The following is a 16,365-nucleotide window of genomic DNA, read 5'->3' on the forward strand; positions in this document are numbered from 1 at the left end:
GAGCTTTGTCCTGAGTCCTGTAATTTCGTATAAATGAAGATATTTACTGCGATAGTCTACATAGGTTTGTTCATCAATTCCTAAGTCTTCTTCTTTAAATTCAAATTCTACAAACGTTTTAAGCTTTGTTAGGACTTTTGTTAAATCACGGAAAGCTATAATGAATTCTTTTTGTTTTGTTTCACCTTCAAGATCATCAACGGCTTGAGGCGAGTCTGCAATGTTTATCATTACATCTAACTGGTCTTTAAAATCGGCTAGGTACTCCTTATATTCTTTCATTAATACAACGCCCGTATCACCAGTTTGAGAGAACAATCGAATTGCTTCGTCTGTAGCGTCTTTTAAATTACGATAACAGACGATATTGCCGTACACTTTCTTTGGACCTTCTACTCGATTAGTGCGTGAAAAAGCTTGGATTAAGTTATGGTGTTTGAAGTTACGATCGACATAAAGTGTGCTGAGTGTTTTCGCATCGAAACCAGTTAGGAACATATCGACAACAATTAGCAAATCTATTTGTGACGTTTTCACTTTCTTTGAGACATCCGCAAAATATTGTGAAAACGTATCTGTTGAGAAGTTCGTGCCGAATTCCCCATTATAATCTGTGATGATACGCTCTAAAGAATGCCTAGTATGCTCTTGATTTTCAACACTCTCTTCATTAGTTCCATATGTGAAAATGGAGGTTATCTTCAGAGATGTGTCCAGTGTCTTGAAAGCATTGTAATATTTAATGGCAGCTGGAATACTTTCAGCAGTAAGAATAGCTGTGTATTTTTTACTGCTCGTTTTATTCCCATGTATGTCCGTAATATGTTTGGCAATCATGTTAATTCGAGAATCGGCCATCCATAGTTCTTGTTGATCAATACCAGGCGCTTTTGTAACATCGTCTACGCCTTCTTTGCCTTTTATCGTGCGAATATATTCAACTGAAAAGCCCAATACATTGCCGTCATTGATGGCATCTTTTATAAGGTATGTATGAAGACAATCGTTAAACAAATCTGAGGTTGTACGGCCATCTTGGCTTTTATTTGCCACAAAGCGCGGTGTTCCTGTAAACCCAATATATTGCGCTCGGTTAAAGTGTTTTTTTATGAGCCGATTCATTTCTCCAAACTGTGAACGATGACATTCATCAATGACAAATACAACTTTGTCATTTTCGTAGCGTTTCATGATGCTTTCGTATCTTGGATTCTTCACAGCATTCGCCATCTTTTGAATGGTTGTGATGATTCGTTTGCGTAATGGATCTTGTAGTTGCTTCACCAATACATCTGTTTTGTCTGTTGCGTCTACGGATCCTTTTTCAAATTTATTAAATTCCTGCATCGTTTGTGCATCAAGATCTTTGCGATCAACGAGGAAAATCACTTTTTTAATCGATTCTTCTTGAGATAGAAGTTCACTCGCTTTAAATGAAGTAAGGGTCTTACCGCTCCCGGTTGTATGCCATACATAACCGTTTTCTTCCTTCTGAAGAGCTTGTTTTAAAATACGCTCCACTGCATAGATCTGATATGGACGCATCACCATTAAATGCTTGTCCGTTTCGTTGATGATCATGTATTTGTTAATAAGGTTTTGTATCAATTCAGGTTGGAAAAATGACGCCGTAAACTCATTAAGCTCTGTGATGCGTTTATTTGAATCATCGGACCAGAAGAACATGTGACTCTTCATTGGTTCGCGATCAGAGTTTGCAAAGTACTTGGTATCCACACCATTTGATACAACAAAAAGTTGTAGATAGTTAAATAAACCACCATACGAATCTTTACGGTAGCGCATGATTTGGTTAAAGCTTTCTGCAAAATGAAGTCCACGACGTTTTAACTCAATTTGCACAAGTGGCAAGCCGTTAATGAGTAGCGTAACATCATAGCGATTTGTATATCTTCCTATTACAGTTGTTTGATGCGTTACTTGAAGATGATTGTTCTTGTAATTTTGTGTATCAAATAGAACCAAGTAAAGTGTGCTATCGTCATCGCGTGTGATCGTTTCTTTATCACGGAGGATTTTGGCAGATTCAAAAACGCTTTTCCCTTCAATTTTCAAGAGCAAGCGTTCAAATTCTTTATTTGTTAATGGAGTACCATTTAGATTTTCTCTATTGATGCGGTTAATTTGGTTGCGAAAATTTTGTTGTAACTCTTTAATAGAAGGTATTGAAACATTTTCATAGCCTAATTGAGTGAGCTGACAAATCATTTCATTTTCCAGTTGTTGTTCGGATTGATAAGCCACGTAATTTACCCCCTCAATGGCTGCATATGTATTCCCATAATTTTACCACAAAAGAGTATATTGTAATAGTTGTTGACTATCATTCTTATTTAAAATGCGAATTTATGTAGATTGACTAATTATTTAGCAACAAACCTATTAAATTAACGTACTTCCATCTCAACAATCTATTTCCCAACTAAAACAAAAACATTTCCATCTGGAGCTTGCATGACTGCTACATATCCCCCTTGAGGATTCGGGAATGGTGTACGAATCCACTGGACTTCAAGATTTAACTTTAATGATTCAAATGTTTCTCGAACATCTTCAACTACAATTTCCGTCTCGACAAACTTAAGATTTGGATTGTTCTTTAGTACCAATTCAGCATCACCATTAGGATATTTCATCCCAATCAATCTCCACTGTTTTTCTACGTCTTGGAATGTTTCCCACGTTTTCTCTAAACCTAGGGATTGATAAAACTCCACAGAATTTTCAATATTCTCTGTGTAAATAGCCACACACTCAATTCTCTTCCAGATAACAACCATCACCTTCCTAGAACGTTTGAACCTATATTCTTCTAAAGTACTTGTCTTCTTATTAAGTTTGATCACTGTAAAATAACTTTAAGAATATTTTACCACATCATCACATTATGATTTTTTGTTTTATTAATAGTAAGAACTACAAGTAGCGACCGAAATTGCATCTTCGGTCGCCTTTTTTATAAATAGAAGAGTCTATTCCCTCGTAACCCAAAAGCTAAATTCCTCTGATTGGTTTTGTTTTTAAAGAATCTTTAGGTCACTAGAACTATCTAGTATTTAATTCCATTTGCTTATAGTGTGTGAATATTTTACCATTTCAAGAAAAAACTTATTCTATCATCAATTGCTACCATCCATTCTGACCTAAAGATCAATTTAACATTGGTTCCATTGGTTGATAGAAGTTCTATTCATTTTCTATTAATATTAGTAATAGTTAGAATTTTACATTAAATAAAATTGGAGGAATGTGTAATGAGAAAAGTGGTAAGCGGTTTATTGGCAGCTAGTTTAATAGCTTCTGCCCCATGGTCTTCAGTGGTTGCTGAATCACCAAAAGTCACATATGTAAATGCACTTGAAGAACAGGAAGGTAGTAAATTCAACAGCGAAAATTATGATTTCACAAAGTTCTCCGCCATCTCTCCTAAGCTTCAGGAGATTGCCAAGTCTTCCAACCGTGTCAAAGTCGAGGTGACTGGTACGTCAGCTGATGGGCACCCATTGTATGTTGTGACGATAGCTGATCCCAAGTTAGGTGGAAAGTTCGGTAAGAATCAAGCATTAAGAAAACAGATGTTCAAAAACCCTGGAAATGCACAGGATTGGGTTGAAAATAATTCGGACTTTAAAGTACCGATTATGATCAACGGTTCGATTCATGGAACAGAGTTTGTTGGAAGTGATGCAGTACTTCAGTTAATTGAGCGTTTCGCAACGCAGAACGATGAAACAACAACTACCATTCTTGAAAATAATATTCTCATTTTTAATGTAGTTGCTAATCCTGATGGACGTGTTGATGCAACGCGCTTCAATGGAGAAGGAATTGATTTAAATCGAGATTTTATTACCCAATCACAACCAGAAACTCAACAGACCGTGGATTTGATAACAGAATGGAATCCTATGGTCTTTCTCGATACTCATGGATATGTGAAAAACTTTGCAGTAAACAAACAGGGATTAATTGAACCTTGTACTCCCCCGCACAATCCAAATTATGAGTATGACCTATATAATAAATGGGCGTATGGAGCAGCGGAAGCAATGGAAGGCGAAATCATGAAAAATCAAAGTGAATATGAAGGACAGTTGTATCAGGACATGACTGGTACCTATATTCCACAACGTGATGATTCAGCTGGTTGGGACGATTATCCACCGATTTTCACCCCGATGTATGCAATGTACCATGGTGCATACGGTCACACACTTGAAGCTCCGACCAATGATGAAGATGGTGTTAAGTGGATGTATGATGCCATTATGGGTGCACTTCAATATTCTACGGATAATAAACAGGAAATGATTGCGGATCAGATTGAAATCTTCAAACGTGGAATCGATTTTGATCATCCTTTCCATGCTGATGGTTTCTTCCCTGAGGCATATGTACTTCCTGTCAATGAAGAGGATTCAACAGTTACGGAAAAAGCGGTTAATCATTTAATTAAAAATGATATTGATGTTGTACGTGCTTCGAAGGAATTTACAGTAGAAGGTGTCACGTATGACAAAGGTTCTTATATCGTCCACATGGACCAAGCGAAAGCAGGCCTTGCGAATACGATGTTATGGGAAGGTGAAGATATCACAAATGACACACCATCCATGTATGACATTTCAGCTTGGAGTTTGCCACAGTTATGGGGCTTTGAGGCACATGCAGTGTCGAGTAAAGTTGATGTCACTGCCGCTAAGGTAAATGAAGTGAAGGGTCAGGGATCTATATTTGGAAAAGGACCATTTATCATCCCTAACTCTTCTGTTAAAGCAATCGAGCTGATCAACACTTTACTTCAGCAAGGAGTTTCTGTTGAACGTGGAAGCAATGGAGACTTTTATATAGATGCAGAGGCAAACACTATCTCTTCTGCCGTTAAAGCATCAGGTCTTCAGGTAAAGAGCGGAGTAGTACCGACTGAGGTTGAACCGCTTTCCACATTGAAAGTTGCTCTTCTAAGAGATGGCGGGATGGGGAAACAACAAACTCATGCGGGCATGAATTTGGCTCTAGAACGTCTAGGCTTTAATGTAACAGAAGTGACACCTGTAGAAGTGGCTGAAGAAGGGCTAGATTCTTTTGATGCATTTATCTATAGTGGAACTTCCAGTCTAATTTCAACAAGTCTAAGTCCAGCAAGTCTTGAATTCGGTTTCCAAAACAGTGACCAGTTCACAACATTCAAAGAAAATGTAGCAAGCTTTGTAGAAGCAGGCGGTAAATATATTGCAGCTGGTGCAGGAGCATCACATGCAACAAAAACACTTGGTTTGACGGATGCTACCATAAATAGCGGCGGTTATAATAGCAATGGTATCGTCAGTGTTGATTATGCTGGTAGTGGTCTAACAGCAGGGTATGGTACAGACGATGTAGGCTTTGTTTACCGACCAACATGGTACAGCAACGTAGAAGAAAATGAAGTCCACGCAACCTTCGATGATGGAGACTTCTTCGTCGCTGGGCATTGGAAAGGAAACGAAGTGGCAGAAAGCCAACCTGTCCTGATTCGTGAAAACGACCAAGATGTAACATTAATTGGACTCGAAACCACATTCCGTGACCATACGGACTACTTGTACCGCTTGGTTTCAAATGCACTTTATACAAAATAAGACTGACCAGATGTTTTTAAACCTTTCAGTTTTGTATCACACTAAAATTGAAATAGACTTAGAAATTCAATTTTAAGATCATTAGGGCTGACCCAGTTTGGGATTGTGGGATTAGCTCACAACCCATTGAAATAGTTGGCATCCGACAGCTACTTTCGATAAAAAAAGGTAAAGAAAAAGTAAGGGGTTACGTTTCTTATCGCAGGTATTGAAAATATACAGTAAAATGCACCGTAACTTGTATTTCAAGTTACGGTGCATTTTTTGTTGCTGTATCAAGGTCTTTGAATAAATTCCTATCTATTCTGCCATCTAATTATCACCCAAATCCTTACAATTGTTATTGTAATAACGCAAAACCCTCTGTATTTTCGTCTGCAGATTGGCTTGGAGTTTAACCAAATTATACATTGGCTGAATCAATTTGAAGCCTGCAAGACTCTTTCTTTCTGATATTCCTAACGCTTTCGCAATCTGCCAAGCAGCCCAATTACTTACGGCTGGATACAAAATTTTTCCCTTTCTTTGCAAATCATCTAGCGCTCTTACTGTTTCTTCAATATCCGTACTTTCATCAAAACGGTGGATAAAGTAAAAGACAATCCTATCTGTTTTCAACCTGTTTAAACTCTTCTCAACTGCGAAGAAGAGATGCCTTCTTGATGAGCCTTTTTCATGAATTCCGCTGCCCATCGGCAATCCAGTTTTTAAAGTTATCACTACCTCGTCTCTGCAGTCGGATATACACTTTCCTAATATTTCTTCTGCTCTGCCTCCATCGCTTTTGATGTATTTTCATCCGCAATTCCTCCAAAGGACATTGTACCAAAACAAAGAGATGAGACTTAAATTCCAGTTTTCCCCACAGTCTTGTATTCCACTTGTATCCCCCCAGTTATTACTTCACTCCAATGGCTGTCTTTTTTCTGTGTCTACTCCCCGGGTGATCTTCTGTCAGCAGTCCTGTGCTGTTTTCAAATAACTTCTCCCTGAACGTTCCTTGTTCGTATTCTTTCTTGAAAACACCGCGTTTTTGCAGTTCGGGGATTACTAAATTTACAAAGTCCTCCAAGCTTTCAGGGGTGACAAGATGCGCTAGATTGAAACCATCAACACCTGATTCTTCGAATTGGAATTGGATTGCGTCTGCTACTTCAATCGGATTCCCCACCAGGATGTTATCCCGATTCAAAGTCTCGAACCGACCAAGTACTTCCCGTACCGTCAACTTTTTAGGTGCATCCTTGGTTAGGGATGCTGCTCTCGATTGACCATGCTCCGTGTGCTTATATTCAAAAGGGCTATCCAAATCTTTGTATTGGGATAAATCATAACCGCTCGAACCGCCAAACTGGGCCTTGGCCGCTTCAGGACTCCAATATTGGGCTATCTCTTTAAATTTTTCTTCTGCTTCTTGAGTTGTTTTAGCGACAACAACATTAAGGAAGGTAAAGGCCTTGATATTATTAGGATTGCGACCATGATTCTTAGCCCGGCTGCGGATATCCTCGATATAGAACTTTATTTTCTCTGGAGTCTCCCCTCCTATAAATACACACTCTGCATGTTTTGCTGCAAACTCTCTCCCCCGTTCAGAAGTTCCTGCTTGGTAGATAACCGGTGTCCGCTGCAGAGATGGTTCACTTAAATGAGGTCCCTCTACTTGGAAATAGTGGCCATTATGGTTTATTTCATGGACTTTTGATGGATCTACAAGTTCTTCTTCAACAGAATCCACTTTAACAGCTCCATCCTCCCAGCTACCTTCCCACAATTTGTACGACACATCCAAAAATTCGTCTGCTAGCTGGTAACGTTCATCATGTTTAATCATTTCCTGCAAACCGAAATTACGTGCTGCATTTGGCAGGTAAGAGGTAACGACGTTCCAAGCAATCCTTCCTTTTGTTAAATGGTCTAAGGTAGAAAATTTCCGGGCGTGTGCAAAAGGCTGCTCGTATGTCGTACTCACAGTAACGGCAAACGATAAATGCTCCGTCACTGCAGCCATTGTAGGCACGACAAAGGCAGGGTCAATTAAAGGTACCTGCAACCCGTCCCGGATTGCGGGAGTCTTACTGTCCTGATAGACATCATAAATACCAAGTACATCGGCAAAGAATACTGCATCGAATTTTCCTCTTTCTAAAAGCTTTGCCAGTTCAACCCAGTAATCCAAATCTTTATACTGAATATGCCTTTTGCTGCTCGGATGTTTCCAGAGACCGTGGGAATTATGCATCGCGCTTGTCATATCAAACGCATTTAAGCGAATTTGTTTTGCCATTTGTTTACTTCCTTTCTATTTTAAAAACCTTTATTCTGCTTATTTCTTAGGGTTAATTTGATTTGGATTTTATATTTTCTATCAGCTGATCAAGTGTTTTCTTTAGATCTCCTGCGGACACATCCACTGATATTGTCACTCCATTTGAATCTTCTTTCACTGCTTCGTAAACATCGTTCTCATGGTACAGTTTGGTAATCTTTTTAAACGTTTCGTTATCTTTATCCTCTGTTCGTATGGCAAATACACCGATATATGGCCGAGCCGCCTCACTATGAGGATCATCATAGACGAGTGCATCCTCAATCGTCAATCCAGCCATCCCTGCAATACCTCCATTGATTAGAGAAGCTGCAACATCAGGCAATACACGCGCTGTTTGCTGAGATACCATCATATTAAATTTCAATTCTTTCGGGTTGCTAATTATGTCATCTGGTGTCCCGTAGATTCCAGCAGATTCATCTAAAACTATTAAACCTACCGCTTCTAATAGTTTTAGTCCACGTCCTAGGTTCGCCGGATCATTAGAGACACCGATGAGTGACCCCTTCGGAAGTTCGGAAATGTTTTTATATTTTTCAGAATACAGCCCAGTCGGATTAGTGGAAGTAGATCCAATAGGAATTATCCCAGAAACATTGTTTTCAACCATGAACGGAGCTAAAAAAGCCAAATGCTGAAAATTGTTCATATCAATCTCTTTATTAACCAATGCTTTATTTGGTTGTATATAATCTGAAAACTCAACCAATTCGATGTTGATATTTTCTGTTTTCGCTTTTGCTTTTATTAGTTCCCATACAGGGCCATCCGAACCCGTTACTCCTATTGTCACTGTTTCAAGTTCTTCTCCTGATGTACTACTGCAAGCGGTAAGAAAGGTTAATCCAAGAATAATCGTGAATAGTGAAAAGACTGTTTTTTTCATTTGTATTGCTCCTTTGAGATAAGTTTTTGTTTTACCGTCTTAAAACGGCTTTTGATAAAAAGTTTCCTGTGAATTGTGCAATTTGGACAAGAAGTATTAAGATGACGACGGTGACGACCATCACAGAAGTATCAAATCTCTGGTAACCATACGACATCGCAAGGTCTCCTAATCCACCTCCACCAACTGTTCCTGCCATTGCAGAAAAATCAATCAAGCCGACTGTTATAAATGTTAAGCCCAGGATAAGCGGGCCTAGTGCTTCCGGAATTAAGACACCGAAGATGATTTGTATCGGCCTTGCTCCCATTGCCTGTGCTGCTTCGATGATTCCGGGTTCAACAGATATCAAATTGTTCTCAACGATTCGTGCTATTGCAAAAGATGCAGCAATCGTCATTGGAAAAACAGCTGCCATTGTGCCGATAGTGGTCCCTACTATTTCTCTCGTGATTGGGGTTATAGCAACAAGTAAAATGATAAAAGGAATCGGACGGACTATATTTACAATCAAGTTTAGGATATTAAAAACATATTTATTTTGCAGGATATTACCTTCGCGTGTCACGAAAAAGAGCAGACCCATCAAAATGCCAAGGATACTAGAAAATACGAGTGTAAGAATAACCATCAAGATCGTTTCTCCAGTAGCCTCTACAATCCTTGGCCAAAATGTATTCCAGTCAACTCCCATGATGAACCACCTCTCTTACCTCAACTATTTTACTAAGCTCCTCAACCACTTTATCTACTTCACTCTTTCCACCATAGAATTCTACGACCAGACTCCCAAACAGCTGCTCCTGCAACTCGTTAATACTGCCGTAGATTATATTGAAATCAATTTGATGTTTTCTTGTAACCTGGGATAAAATAGGTTTGCTTGAAGCCTCTCCGGTAAAGATGACTCGATAAAGCCGGACAGTCGGATTTTCGTGCAATTTTTTCAGAAGCCGAGGAGATAACTTATCATTCAGCACCGAGCTAATAAAGTTTTTTGTTGTTTTAGACTGTGGGTCGGAAAAAATATCATAAACATTTCCTTCCTCAATGACCTCTCCATTCTCCATTACGGCCATCCTGTCACAGATGGTTCTAATGACGTGCATTTCATGTGTAATGAGCAAAATAGTAATATTGTATTCTTTATTGATTTTTTTTAGCAAATTTAATATTTCACCTGTTGTTTCCGGATCCAATGCGGATGTAGCCTCATCGCATATTAAAATATCCGGAGACGTAGCCAACGCTCTTGCGATTCCCACTCGCTGCCTTTGTCCTCCTGAAAGTTGTTCAGGATAATTATCTTCTTTATCCTCGAGTCCCACGAATTGCAGTAATTCTTTCACACGGCGTTTGATTTCCTGTTTATTCGTTTTTGCCAGTTTTAATGGATAAGCTATGTTTCCAAATACGGTACGGGAATTAAATAAATTAAAGGATTGAAAAATCATTCCGATTCCTCTTCGTAGCTTTCTTAGCTCGGTTGGAGAAATGGTAGAAATCTCTAAATTGTTAACCGTTACCTTCCCGGAGGTAGGACGTTCAAGTAGATTTACCAATCGTATCAATGTGCTTTTTCCCGCCCCGCTAAAACCGACAATGCCAAAAACCTCTCCTTTATTTACCGTTAACGTAACATTTTTCACTGCCTGAACTGCCTTACCTTCTGTTCCAAAAACCTTGCTGACTCCTTCAAACTTAATCACTATTCCTCACCCCTTTTCTTTGTAAGCAAAAAGACATCTTTATTCTGTTTCATTCAGAATAAAGATGCCTTTAGTTGTCTAATCGGCATGGCTATTTAATTTTTGTTATTTCCTTACTTATTCTCACTCGGAGAAGCTGGACGTTTAGATGGAGTAAATCTTCTTTTCTCCGTCGCATCAATCTGCATTATTTCTCCGTTATGTACGTTGATCACTACCGATCCGTACTGTAATTTTTCTATTGTCGATACGATATGCTCTATTTGGGAAGCTTCTATTTTTCCCATACAACTTCTCCCTTCTACTTGATTATTCAACATCACAACTTCGTCAGGAGGCTTTTGGTTATCCAATTAGCTACCCAGTTATTCTTTTGGCCAAATAAAAAACCCTCTTCTAAAAGAAGAGGGTTATGAACACATGTCATTTTCTCTTCTTATCTTTCAAGCGTAAGCTTGATGGATTTGGCACAGTACTCCATGAGTCTGTTGCCGAGGCTTCAAAGGGCCAGTCCCTCCACCTCTCTTGATAAGAATGTATCGTTGATTAAGTTGTAATTAACAATTTACATGCATTTTATTAAACTGTCAATCATTATTTTAAATTTTTTATTAATTCTTTTTTAAACGTACAGGAAAAATGCAAAGTGCTAGAGTCATACTTAGACACTGCAAGTATCTGGATAAACTTTAAGTAGCATAGAACTCATATCATTTCTTTCTTGTTCTTCATTCATTTAAAATTTTAATTGGTCCAGGCGCCGCAAGACTTAGCGAATATAGTCTTCCCTCCGATATTTTGTACGGGAGTGAGCTAACCACCTTTGAACTACCTACTCAATTACTCTTGCACCAAAACAAATATACGTTCTTTTTCTTGATTTCAAACATATTCCTTCAGTTCTATGACAGATCCATCAATAGAGGAAAGTCATACCCTCTAAACGTATTCATGATCCATCATCATAAAACCATTCTGTAACAGCGTCCGAGCAAATTTGATAAACGCGGTAGGAGATATTTTCCGTTCGCCTTGGAAAACCCTTGTTTCGCTAAATTCTGTACTACTCAGGTTAAAAAAGTCATCTAATTAAATTTGAACCGTCTTTTTCACAAACTGTTTCAGCCTTTATTAAAAATTCTTTTTTGGGTAAATTATTAATTTTAATCCTCTGAAAATTTCTATCTAAAAAATTATACGACTGTCTCAAGGTTTGTGTTGGTATGCCTTTATAACAACATAGGGGTAGCATATAATCAAAATGTTTAGTGTGGAAAAATTATTTCTTTTATGGTCATTTGCGAATTTTTAACAGAATTCACTAGAAATTTAACGTAGGTTGCACATTTATCAGAATCCTACAATCTTCTAAAAAACATCCTTATTAGTAGTCTAACTATTCTAATTTAATTAATTATTTATGATAGTATTAATACTAACATCAATAACTAAGAAAGTGGTGGTCCATTAATGAGTAATACAAGCCTGGTTGAAACATTATATAATGCATTTGATCTCAAACAGCCTATCTCTAAAGAAAGTATTCCTGTCGACATAGGTAAATCTGACGCTTATGAAATTCAGCATTTAGTTACGGACAAAAAGTTCGCCATCAATAAGGACGAGTTAATTGGCTATAAAATAAGTTTAACGAGTGAAAAAACACAGGTATTATTTAATTCGACAACACCTCTTTATGGGGCATTAACACAAACAAGTCTTTCTGATGGAAAGATAGAATTAAATAAAATGCATTCTCCTTTAATTGAAATCGAATGTATGTTTCTAGCGAATGAGAGTTTATCAACTGAAGACGATGAGCAATCTATCCTTCGAAAAACAAGTTTTGCTCCTAGTATTGAAGTTCCAGATTCACGCTTTACAAACTGGTTCCCAAACCTCAGTGTGGGACAAGTTATTGCAGATAGTGCCCTTGCAGGCAATGTTATTGTCGGTAATTATGTACATGACTTAACAATCGAACAATTAGGAAATATAAACGCTGAATTGCAATTAGATGGTAAAACAATAGCTCTTGGAAAGTCATCTGAAGTGCTAGGAAATCCTATCCATGCGATAAAATGGTTGATTGATGAACTTGCAAAAAGTGGACGTACAATCGAAAAAGGAATGATCATATCCTCTGGTACATTCATTTTGCCAAAAGTTCTACAAAAGGGAAAATATGAAGCGCGATTTAAAGGTTTAGGTGTAGTTAGCTTAAACGTGGTATAAGCTCGACAACCGAAATAGGATTGGTTTCAGCGAAGCATATACCATCCTAACACGTAGAATTGTCGAAAAAAAAGAACCGTGTGGCCTAGGCTCATACGGTTCTTTTTGTTATCTAATTATTTGGTACTTCTGGTATTCGTAGCCAATACTTAGAATTAGATTAATCCAATTGATAAATGCGGCCATACTTCTCTTCTAAATATGACACTAAATATGTTGCATTTAACCCTTCGCCAGTAGCATCTAGAAGAATTTCTAATGGTTTCTTCATGCTCCCGTGACGGTGAACCTTATCTGTTAACCAATTTTTAATCGGTTCTAATTCTCCAGTTGCACATAACTCGTCAAAGTTTGGAAGATCCTTTAACATAGCAGCTTTTAATTGAGACGCATATAAGAATCCTAGAGCGTATGATGGGAAATACCCAAATGCCCCACCTGACCAGTGAACATCTTGTAAAATTCCTTCTGCATCATTTGAAGGACGGATACCTAAATATTCTTCATATTTATCATTCCAAATTTGAGGAAGATCTTCTACTTTCATTTCTCCATTAAACAACCCTTTTTCAATTTCATAACGAATCATGATATGTAAGGGATACGTTAATTCATCAGCTTCAATCCTAATGAGAGAAGACTTAGATTCATTGATCGCCAATAAGAATTCCTCTATTGAGACATGACCAAATTGTGCAGGTGAGTATGCTTGAAGAGTCTCATAGTTGTGTTCCCAAAACTTTTCATTACGTCCAACGAAATTTTCATAAAATAACGACTGTGATTCATGTATTCCCATTGAAGTACCAGTTGATAGTGGTAAGCCTTCTAAATCAGCTGAAATGTTTTGTTCATATAAAGCATGACCACATTCATGTATGGTACCGAAAACCGCCGTTCGAAAATCATGTTCATCATATTTCGTGGTTATACGAACATCCCCACGGTTTAAGCCAGTTGCGAAAGGATGTACTGTCTCGTCTAGACGGCCAGCATCAAAGTCATAGCCAAGTTGTTTTAATATATCTAAACTAAATCCTTTTTGTTTTTCTTTCGGAAATTCCTTAAACAAGAAAGCTGTTTCAGGTTGATTTGCTGACTCTGCTATTTTTTTAGCTAAAGGAACAATTTTATTTCGTAATTTACCGAAAACGTCGTCTAAAATCTCTGTTGTGATTCCCGGCTCATATTCATTTAGTAGTGTATTGTAGGGATTATTGTTCTTAACACCCCAGTATGTAACAAATCTTTTATTCGTTTCAACAATTTCTTTCAAATACGGCATAAACATGGCGAAGTCGGATTTTTCTTTTGCTTGTTCCCAAACTGATTCTGCTTTAGAGGTCAAAATTACGTAAGCTTTATACTCTTCTGCAGGAATTTTTTTATTCATGTCATAGTCTTTTTTCACTTCTTCAAATGTGCGTTTTGTAATTGGATCGAGTGAATCTAAGTCTTTTGATAGCACTTCTAACATTTCTGCCAGTTCATCTGAAGTTTGCATACTAAATACTTTGGATGACAATGTACCAATTACTTGAGAACGCTGGTCGACCCCTTTTTTCGGGGCTCCTGTACGTAAATCCCAATACATAAGGCCAATTGCCTCAGAATACGATTGAATTTCTTTCACATAATTTAAAAATTTCTCATTCATATCCATATTTTCATCCTCCTCAGTTTCACACATCAGTTTACCATAGTAACGGAAAGTGTTTCAATTTGTACAACAAGTATTCGTTAGAATTTATAAATCATTTTCATACCAAGGGTTTAGGTGAATAAGAACTTCATCAACATCTAAATGATTATCGAGTATAATTTTCTTTATTTTACGTGAAATATCATGTCCCTCTTGAACTGTTAACTCCCCTGGGACACTCACTCGAATATCGACCAATACGTAGTGGCCGTGTTCCCTAGCACGTAGACGATCAATACGTTTTACCTCTGGAATTGTTTTTATTAAGATGCCAAAGTCATTTAGTATTTCTTGAGCAACAGTTTTTTCCATTAGTATGTCTAAAGATTCTTTGCCAATTTTATAAGCAAGTTTGAAAACAAAAATTGATACAATAAGACCTGCAAGTGGATCTCCATAAGATAGGATATGAATACCATAAATATCACCAATCAAAGATAAGCCAATCCCTAAAACAGCAGCTATAGAGGCATAAACATCAGCGAGATGGTCATACGCAGTTGCAATTAAGCCTTTACTATTAGTCATTTTACCAATTCGAATCGTATACATATATAAGGCCTGTTTCCAAATCAGAGAAACGAAAGCAGTTAGTAAAGCCAGAAAACTTCCTTTGGCTGGTTCCTCAAAGAATGCAGAAATAGCTTCATAAGCAATATATATCGCTGCTATTCCTAAAATTATTGAAATAATTGCAGAGCTTATTACTTCCGCTTTACCATGTCCATAAGGATGGTCTTCATCAGCTGGACGCTTAGAAATACGCATTGATATTAAAGCCGCAGCTGATGCGATAACGTCCCCAGCATTATTAAAACCATCTGCAAGTAAAACTGGACTCTTCACTAAAAAACCAACGCTAATTTTAACGATAGTTAGTACAACATTACTTATTAAGCTAATCCAGATCGCTATAATTGAAGCATTAGAATTGTTACTCTTAGACATAAATTAGTTCCTCCACAAAAAGTCTTTCCCTTACACAACAAAAACCCTTGACTGGTTTCAGTCAAGGGTTTTTGTTGTGTATATTTACTGTTAAATGTAAGTTCAATCATATCAATCACTCATAAATTCAGACGTCTAAAAATAATATCACGTATATAATCATATAGCAAGATGCTTAAAATGCTTAGGTAACAAATTTTTTTACTGTCGTTTGCAAAAAACTTTAGTTTATTAAGGTGGCATTTTCAGAATTTAGTAGTTCTATTGAGTACACTAAATACTTTCCAACCACTCATATAAATTATTGCTTTCTATATTTCTTTTACGGTTCAATTGGTCCGTTATATCGACTAAAAAGTAGCTATCCTTCTTGTCGAAACACTCCGTCAAGAAATTTTCCATCATCTGAATATCATCAGTTGTTTTTATTAAAAATAATGAATCATGGATAGGTTTGATATCATAAAGCATTGATTTTTTATTATGTATACATTGTTCTGTCCACTCTTTATTTGCAGCACATTTATATGAAAATAAATAGATTTTGCTTACCAATCGGATCGCTCCTATTTAGTATTTTTGAATATGTGATTTTCTTTTTATTTTTACTAGTGAACTCATCTAACTCATACTAACAAAAATGTAGTGCTTTATCCAAAGTTGTGCGAAGTAAATAAGGATATATGAACAATTTTTGTTCAATAGTAAGGATAAGAAAAACCCGGTTAGTGCGCCCGGTCCTTTTAAGAAGGGAAACCATAGAAACCCGTTTATTTCCGCTACGGTGGACGCTTTTCGCGGGCATGGCTTCAGTCTCCTCGTCACTGCGTTCCTGCGGGGCCTTCAGCTCATGCTTTTCCCGCAGAAGTCGCCACCTGCGCTTCAATCAACTAGTGTGAATTTATCCATCA

At 37.5% G+C, this 16,365-nt stretch carries 13 protein-coding genes and 1 riboswitch; of the genes, 2 read left to right on the plus strand and 11 right to left on the minus strand.

Features of this window, described 5'->3' with window-relative positions:
• Both B371_RS0108710 and B371_RS0108715 read right to left on the minus strand, forming a co-directional pair.
• A partial coding sequence (locus B371_RS0108710; protein ID WP_019413926.1) for a type I restriction endonuclease subunit R occupies window positions 1-2,265 on the minus strand: 2,265 nt, incomplete at its 3' end.
• A gap of 167 nt (window positions 2,266-2,432) precedes the next feature.
• A complete protein-coding gene (locus tag B371_RS0108715; protein WP_026023006.1) occupies window positions 2,433-2,792 on the minus strand; it encodes a VOC family protein in 360 nt (119 codons plus the stop codon).
• Window positions 2,793-3,275: 483 nt separating this feature from the next.
• Here B371_RS0108715 and B371_RS0108720 point away from each other — a divergent pair, with 483 nt between their 5' ends.
• Window positions 3,276-5,642, plus strand: a complete 2,367-nt coding sequence (locus tag B371_RS0108720) for a M14 family zinc carboxypeptidase (RefSeq protein WP_019413928.1) — start codon at window positions 3,276-3,278, stop codon at window positions 5,640-5,642.
• Between the two features lie 312 nt (window positions 5,643-5,954).
• Here B371_RS0108720 and B371_RS22880 read toward each other — a convergent pair whose 3' ends face one another.
• From B371_RS22880 to B371_RS22885, 6 genes are all read right to left on the minus strand, one after another.
• Window positions 5,955-6,362 carry an aldo/keto reductase gene (locus B371_RS22880; protein ID WP_237721519.1) on the minus strand — a complete coding sequence of 136 codons (408 nt, stop codon included), beginning with the start codon at window positions 6,360-6,362 and terminating at the stop codon, window positions 5,955-5,957.
• A 178-nt stretch (window positions 6,363-6,540) separates the two neighbouring features.
• A complete protein-coding gene (locus tag B371_RS0108735; RefSeq protein ID WP_019413931.1) occupies window positions 6,541-7,929 on the minus strand; it encodes an LLM class flavin-dependent oxidoreductase in 1,389 nt (462 codons plus the stop codon).
• A 52-nt stretch (window positions 7,930-7,981) separates the two neighbouring features.
• Complete coding sequence (locus B371_RS0108740; protein ID WP_019413932.1) at window positions 7,982-8,860, minus strand: MetQ/NlpA family ABC transporter substrate-binding protein; 879 nt, start codon at window positions 8,858-8,860, stop codon at window positions 7,982-7,984.
• A 31-nt stretch (window positions 8,861-8,891) separates the two neighbouring features.
• Window positions 8,892-9,554: a methionine ABC transporter permease gene (locus B371_RS0108745; RefSeq protein WP_019413933.1), complete on the minus strand. Its 663-nt coding sequence runs from the start codon at window positions 9,552-9,554 to the stop codon at window positions 8,892-8,894.
• The gene (locus tag B371_RS0108750) at window positions 9,544-10,569 is read right to left on the minus strand and encodes a methionine ABC transporter ATP-binding protein (RefSeq protein WP_019413934.1); all 1,026 of its coding nucleotides are present in this window, start codon (window positions 10,567-10,569) and stop codon (window positions 9,544-9,546) included. The genes B371_RS0108745 and B371_RS0108750 overlap by 11 nt, the downstream gene beginning before the upstream one ends.
• A 113-nt stretch (window positions 10,570-10,682) precedes the next feature.
• A complete protein-coding gene (locus tag B371_RS22885; RefSeq protein ID WP_019413935.1) occupies window positions 10,683-10,856 on the minus strand; it encodes a YezD family protein in 174 nt (57 codons plus the stop codon).
• 146 nt (window positions 10,857-11,002) lie between these two features.
• Window positions 11,003-11,104, minus strand: a riboswitch (SAM riboswitch).
• Window positions 11,105-12,039: 935 nt separating this feature from the next.
• Here B371_RS22885 and B371_RS0108760 point away from each other — a divergent pair.
• Entirely contained in the window at window positions 12,040-12,804 is a 765-nt protein-coding gene (locus tag B371_RS0108760) for a 2-keto-4-pentenoate hydratase (RefSeq protein WP_019413936.1), read from the plus strand.
• 160 nt (window positions 12,805-12,964) lie between these two features.
• On the opposite strand, the gene B371_RS0108765 is transcribed toward B371_RS0108760, so the two are convergent.
• The 3 genes from B371_RS0108765 to B371_RS0108775 form a co-directional block, all read right to left on the minus strand.
• Window positions 12,965-14,467 (minus strand): carboxypeptidase M32, encoded by a 1,503-nt coding sequence (locus B371_RS0108765; RefSeq protein WP_019413937.1) that lies wholly within the window; start codon window positions 14,465-14,467, stop codon window positions 12,965-12,967.
• A gap of 84 nt (window positions 14,468-14,551) precedes the next feature.
• The gene (locus B371_RS0108770; protein WP_019413938.1) at window positions 14,552-15,454 is read right to left on the minus strand and encodes a cation diffusion facilitator family transporter; all 903 of its coding nucleotides are present in this window, start codon (window positions 15,452-15,454) and stop codon (window positions 14,552-14,554) included.
• A 273-nt stretch (window positions 15,455-15,727) separates the two neighbouring features.
• On the minus strand, window positions 15,728-16,009 hold the full coding sequence (locus B371_RS0108775) for a hypothetical protein (protein ID WP_019413939.1): 282 nt from the start codon (window positions 16,007-16,009) through the stop codon (window positions 15,728-15,730).
• Window positions 16,010-16,365: the final 356 nt, after the last annotated feature.

Source organism: Paenisporosarcina sp. TG20 (genome assembly GCF_000286315.1).
Taxonomy (GTDB): domain Bacteria; phylum Bacillota; class Bacilli; order Bacillales_A; family Planococcaceae; genus Paenisporosarcina.

Bases quoted from the DNA above. Each gene is read 5' to 3' on its own strand.
- B371_RS0108720 (WP_019413928.1), top strand. From the start codon at position 3,276: ATGAGAAAAGTGGTAAGCGGTTTATTGGCAGCTAGTTTAATAGCTTCT.
- B371_RS22885 (WP_019413935.1), bottom strand. From the start codon at position 10,856: ATGGGAAAAATAGAAGCTTCCCAAATAGAGCATATCGTATCGACAATA.
- B371_RS0108770 (WP_019413938.1), bottom strand. From the start codon at position 15,454: ATGTCTAAGAGTAACAATTCTAATGCTTCAATTATAGCGATCTGGATT.
- B371_RS0108760 (WP_019413936.1), top strand. From the start codon at position 12,040: ATGAGTAATACAAGCCTGGTTGAAACATTATATAATGCATTTGATCTC.
- B371_RS0108740 (WP_019413932.1), bottom strand. From the start codon at position 8,860: ATGAAAAAAACAGTCTTTTCACTATTCACGATTATTCTTGGATTAACC.
- B371_RS0108735 (WP_019413931.1), bottom strand. From the start codon at position 7,929: ATGGCAAAACAAATTCGCTTAAATGCGTTTGATATGACAAGCGCGATG.
- B371_RS0108765 (WP_019413937.1), bottom strand. From the start codon at position 14,467: ATGGATATGAATGAGAAATTTTTAAATTATGTGAAAGAAATTCAATCG.
- B371_RS0108745 (WP_019413933.1), bottom strand. From the start codon at position 9,554: ATGGGAGTTGACTGGAATACATTTTGGCCAAGGATTGTAGAGGCTACT.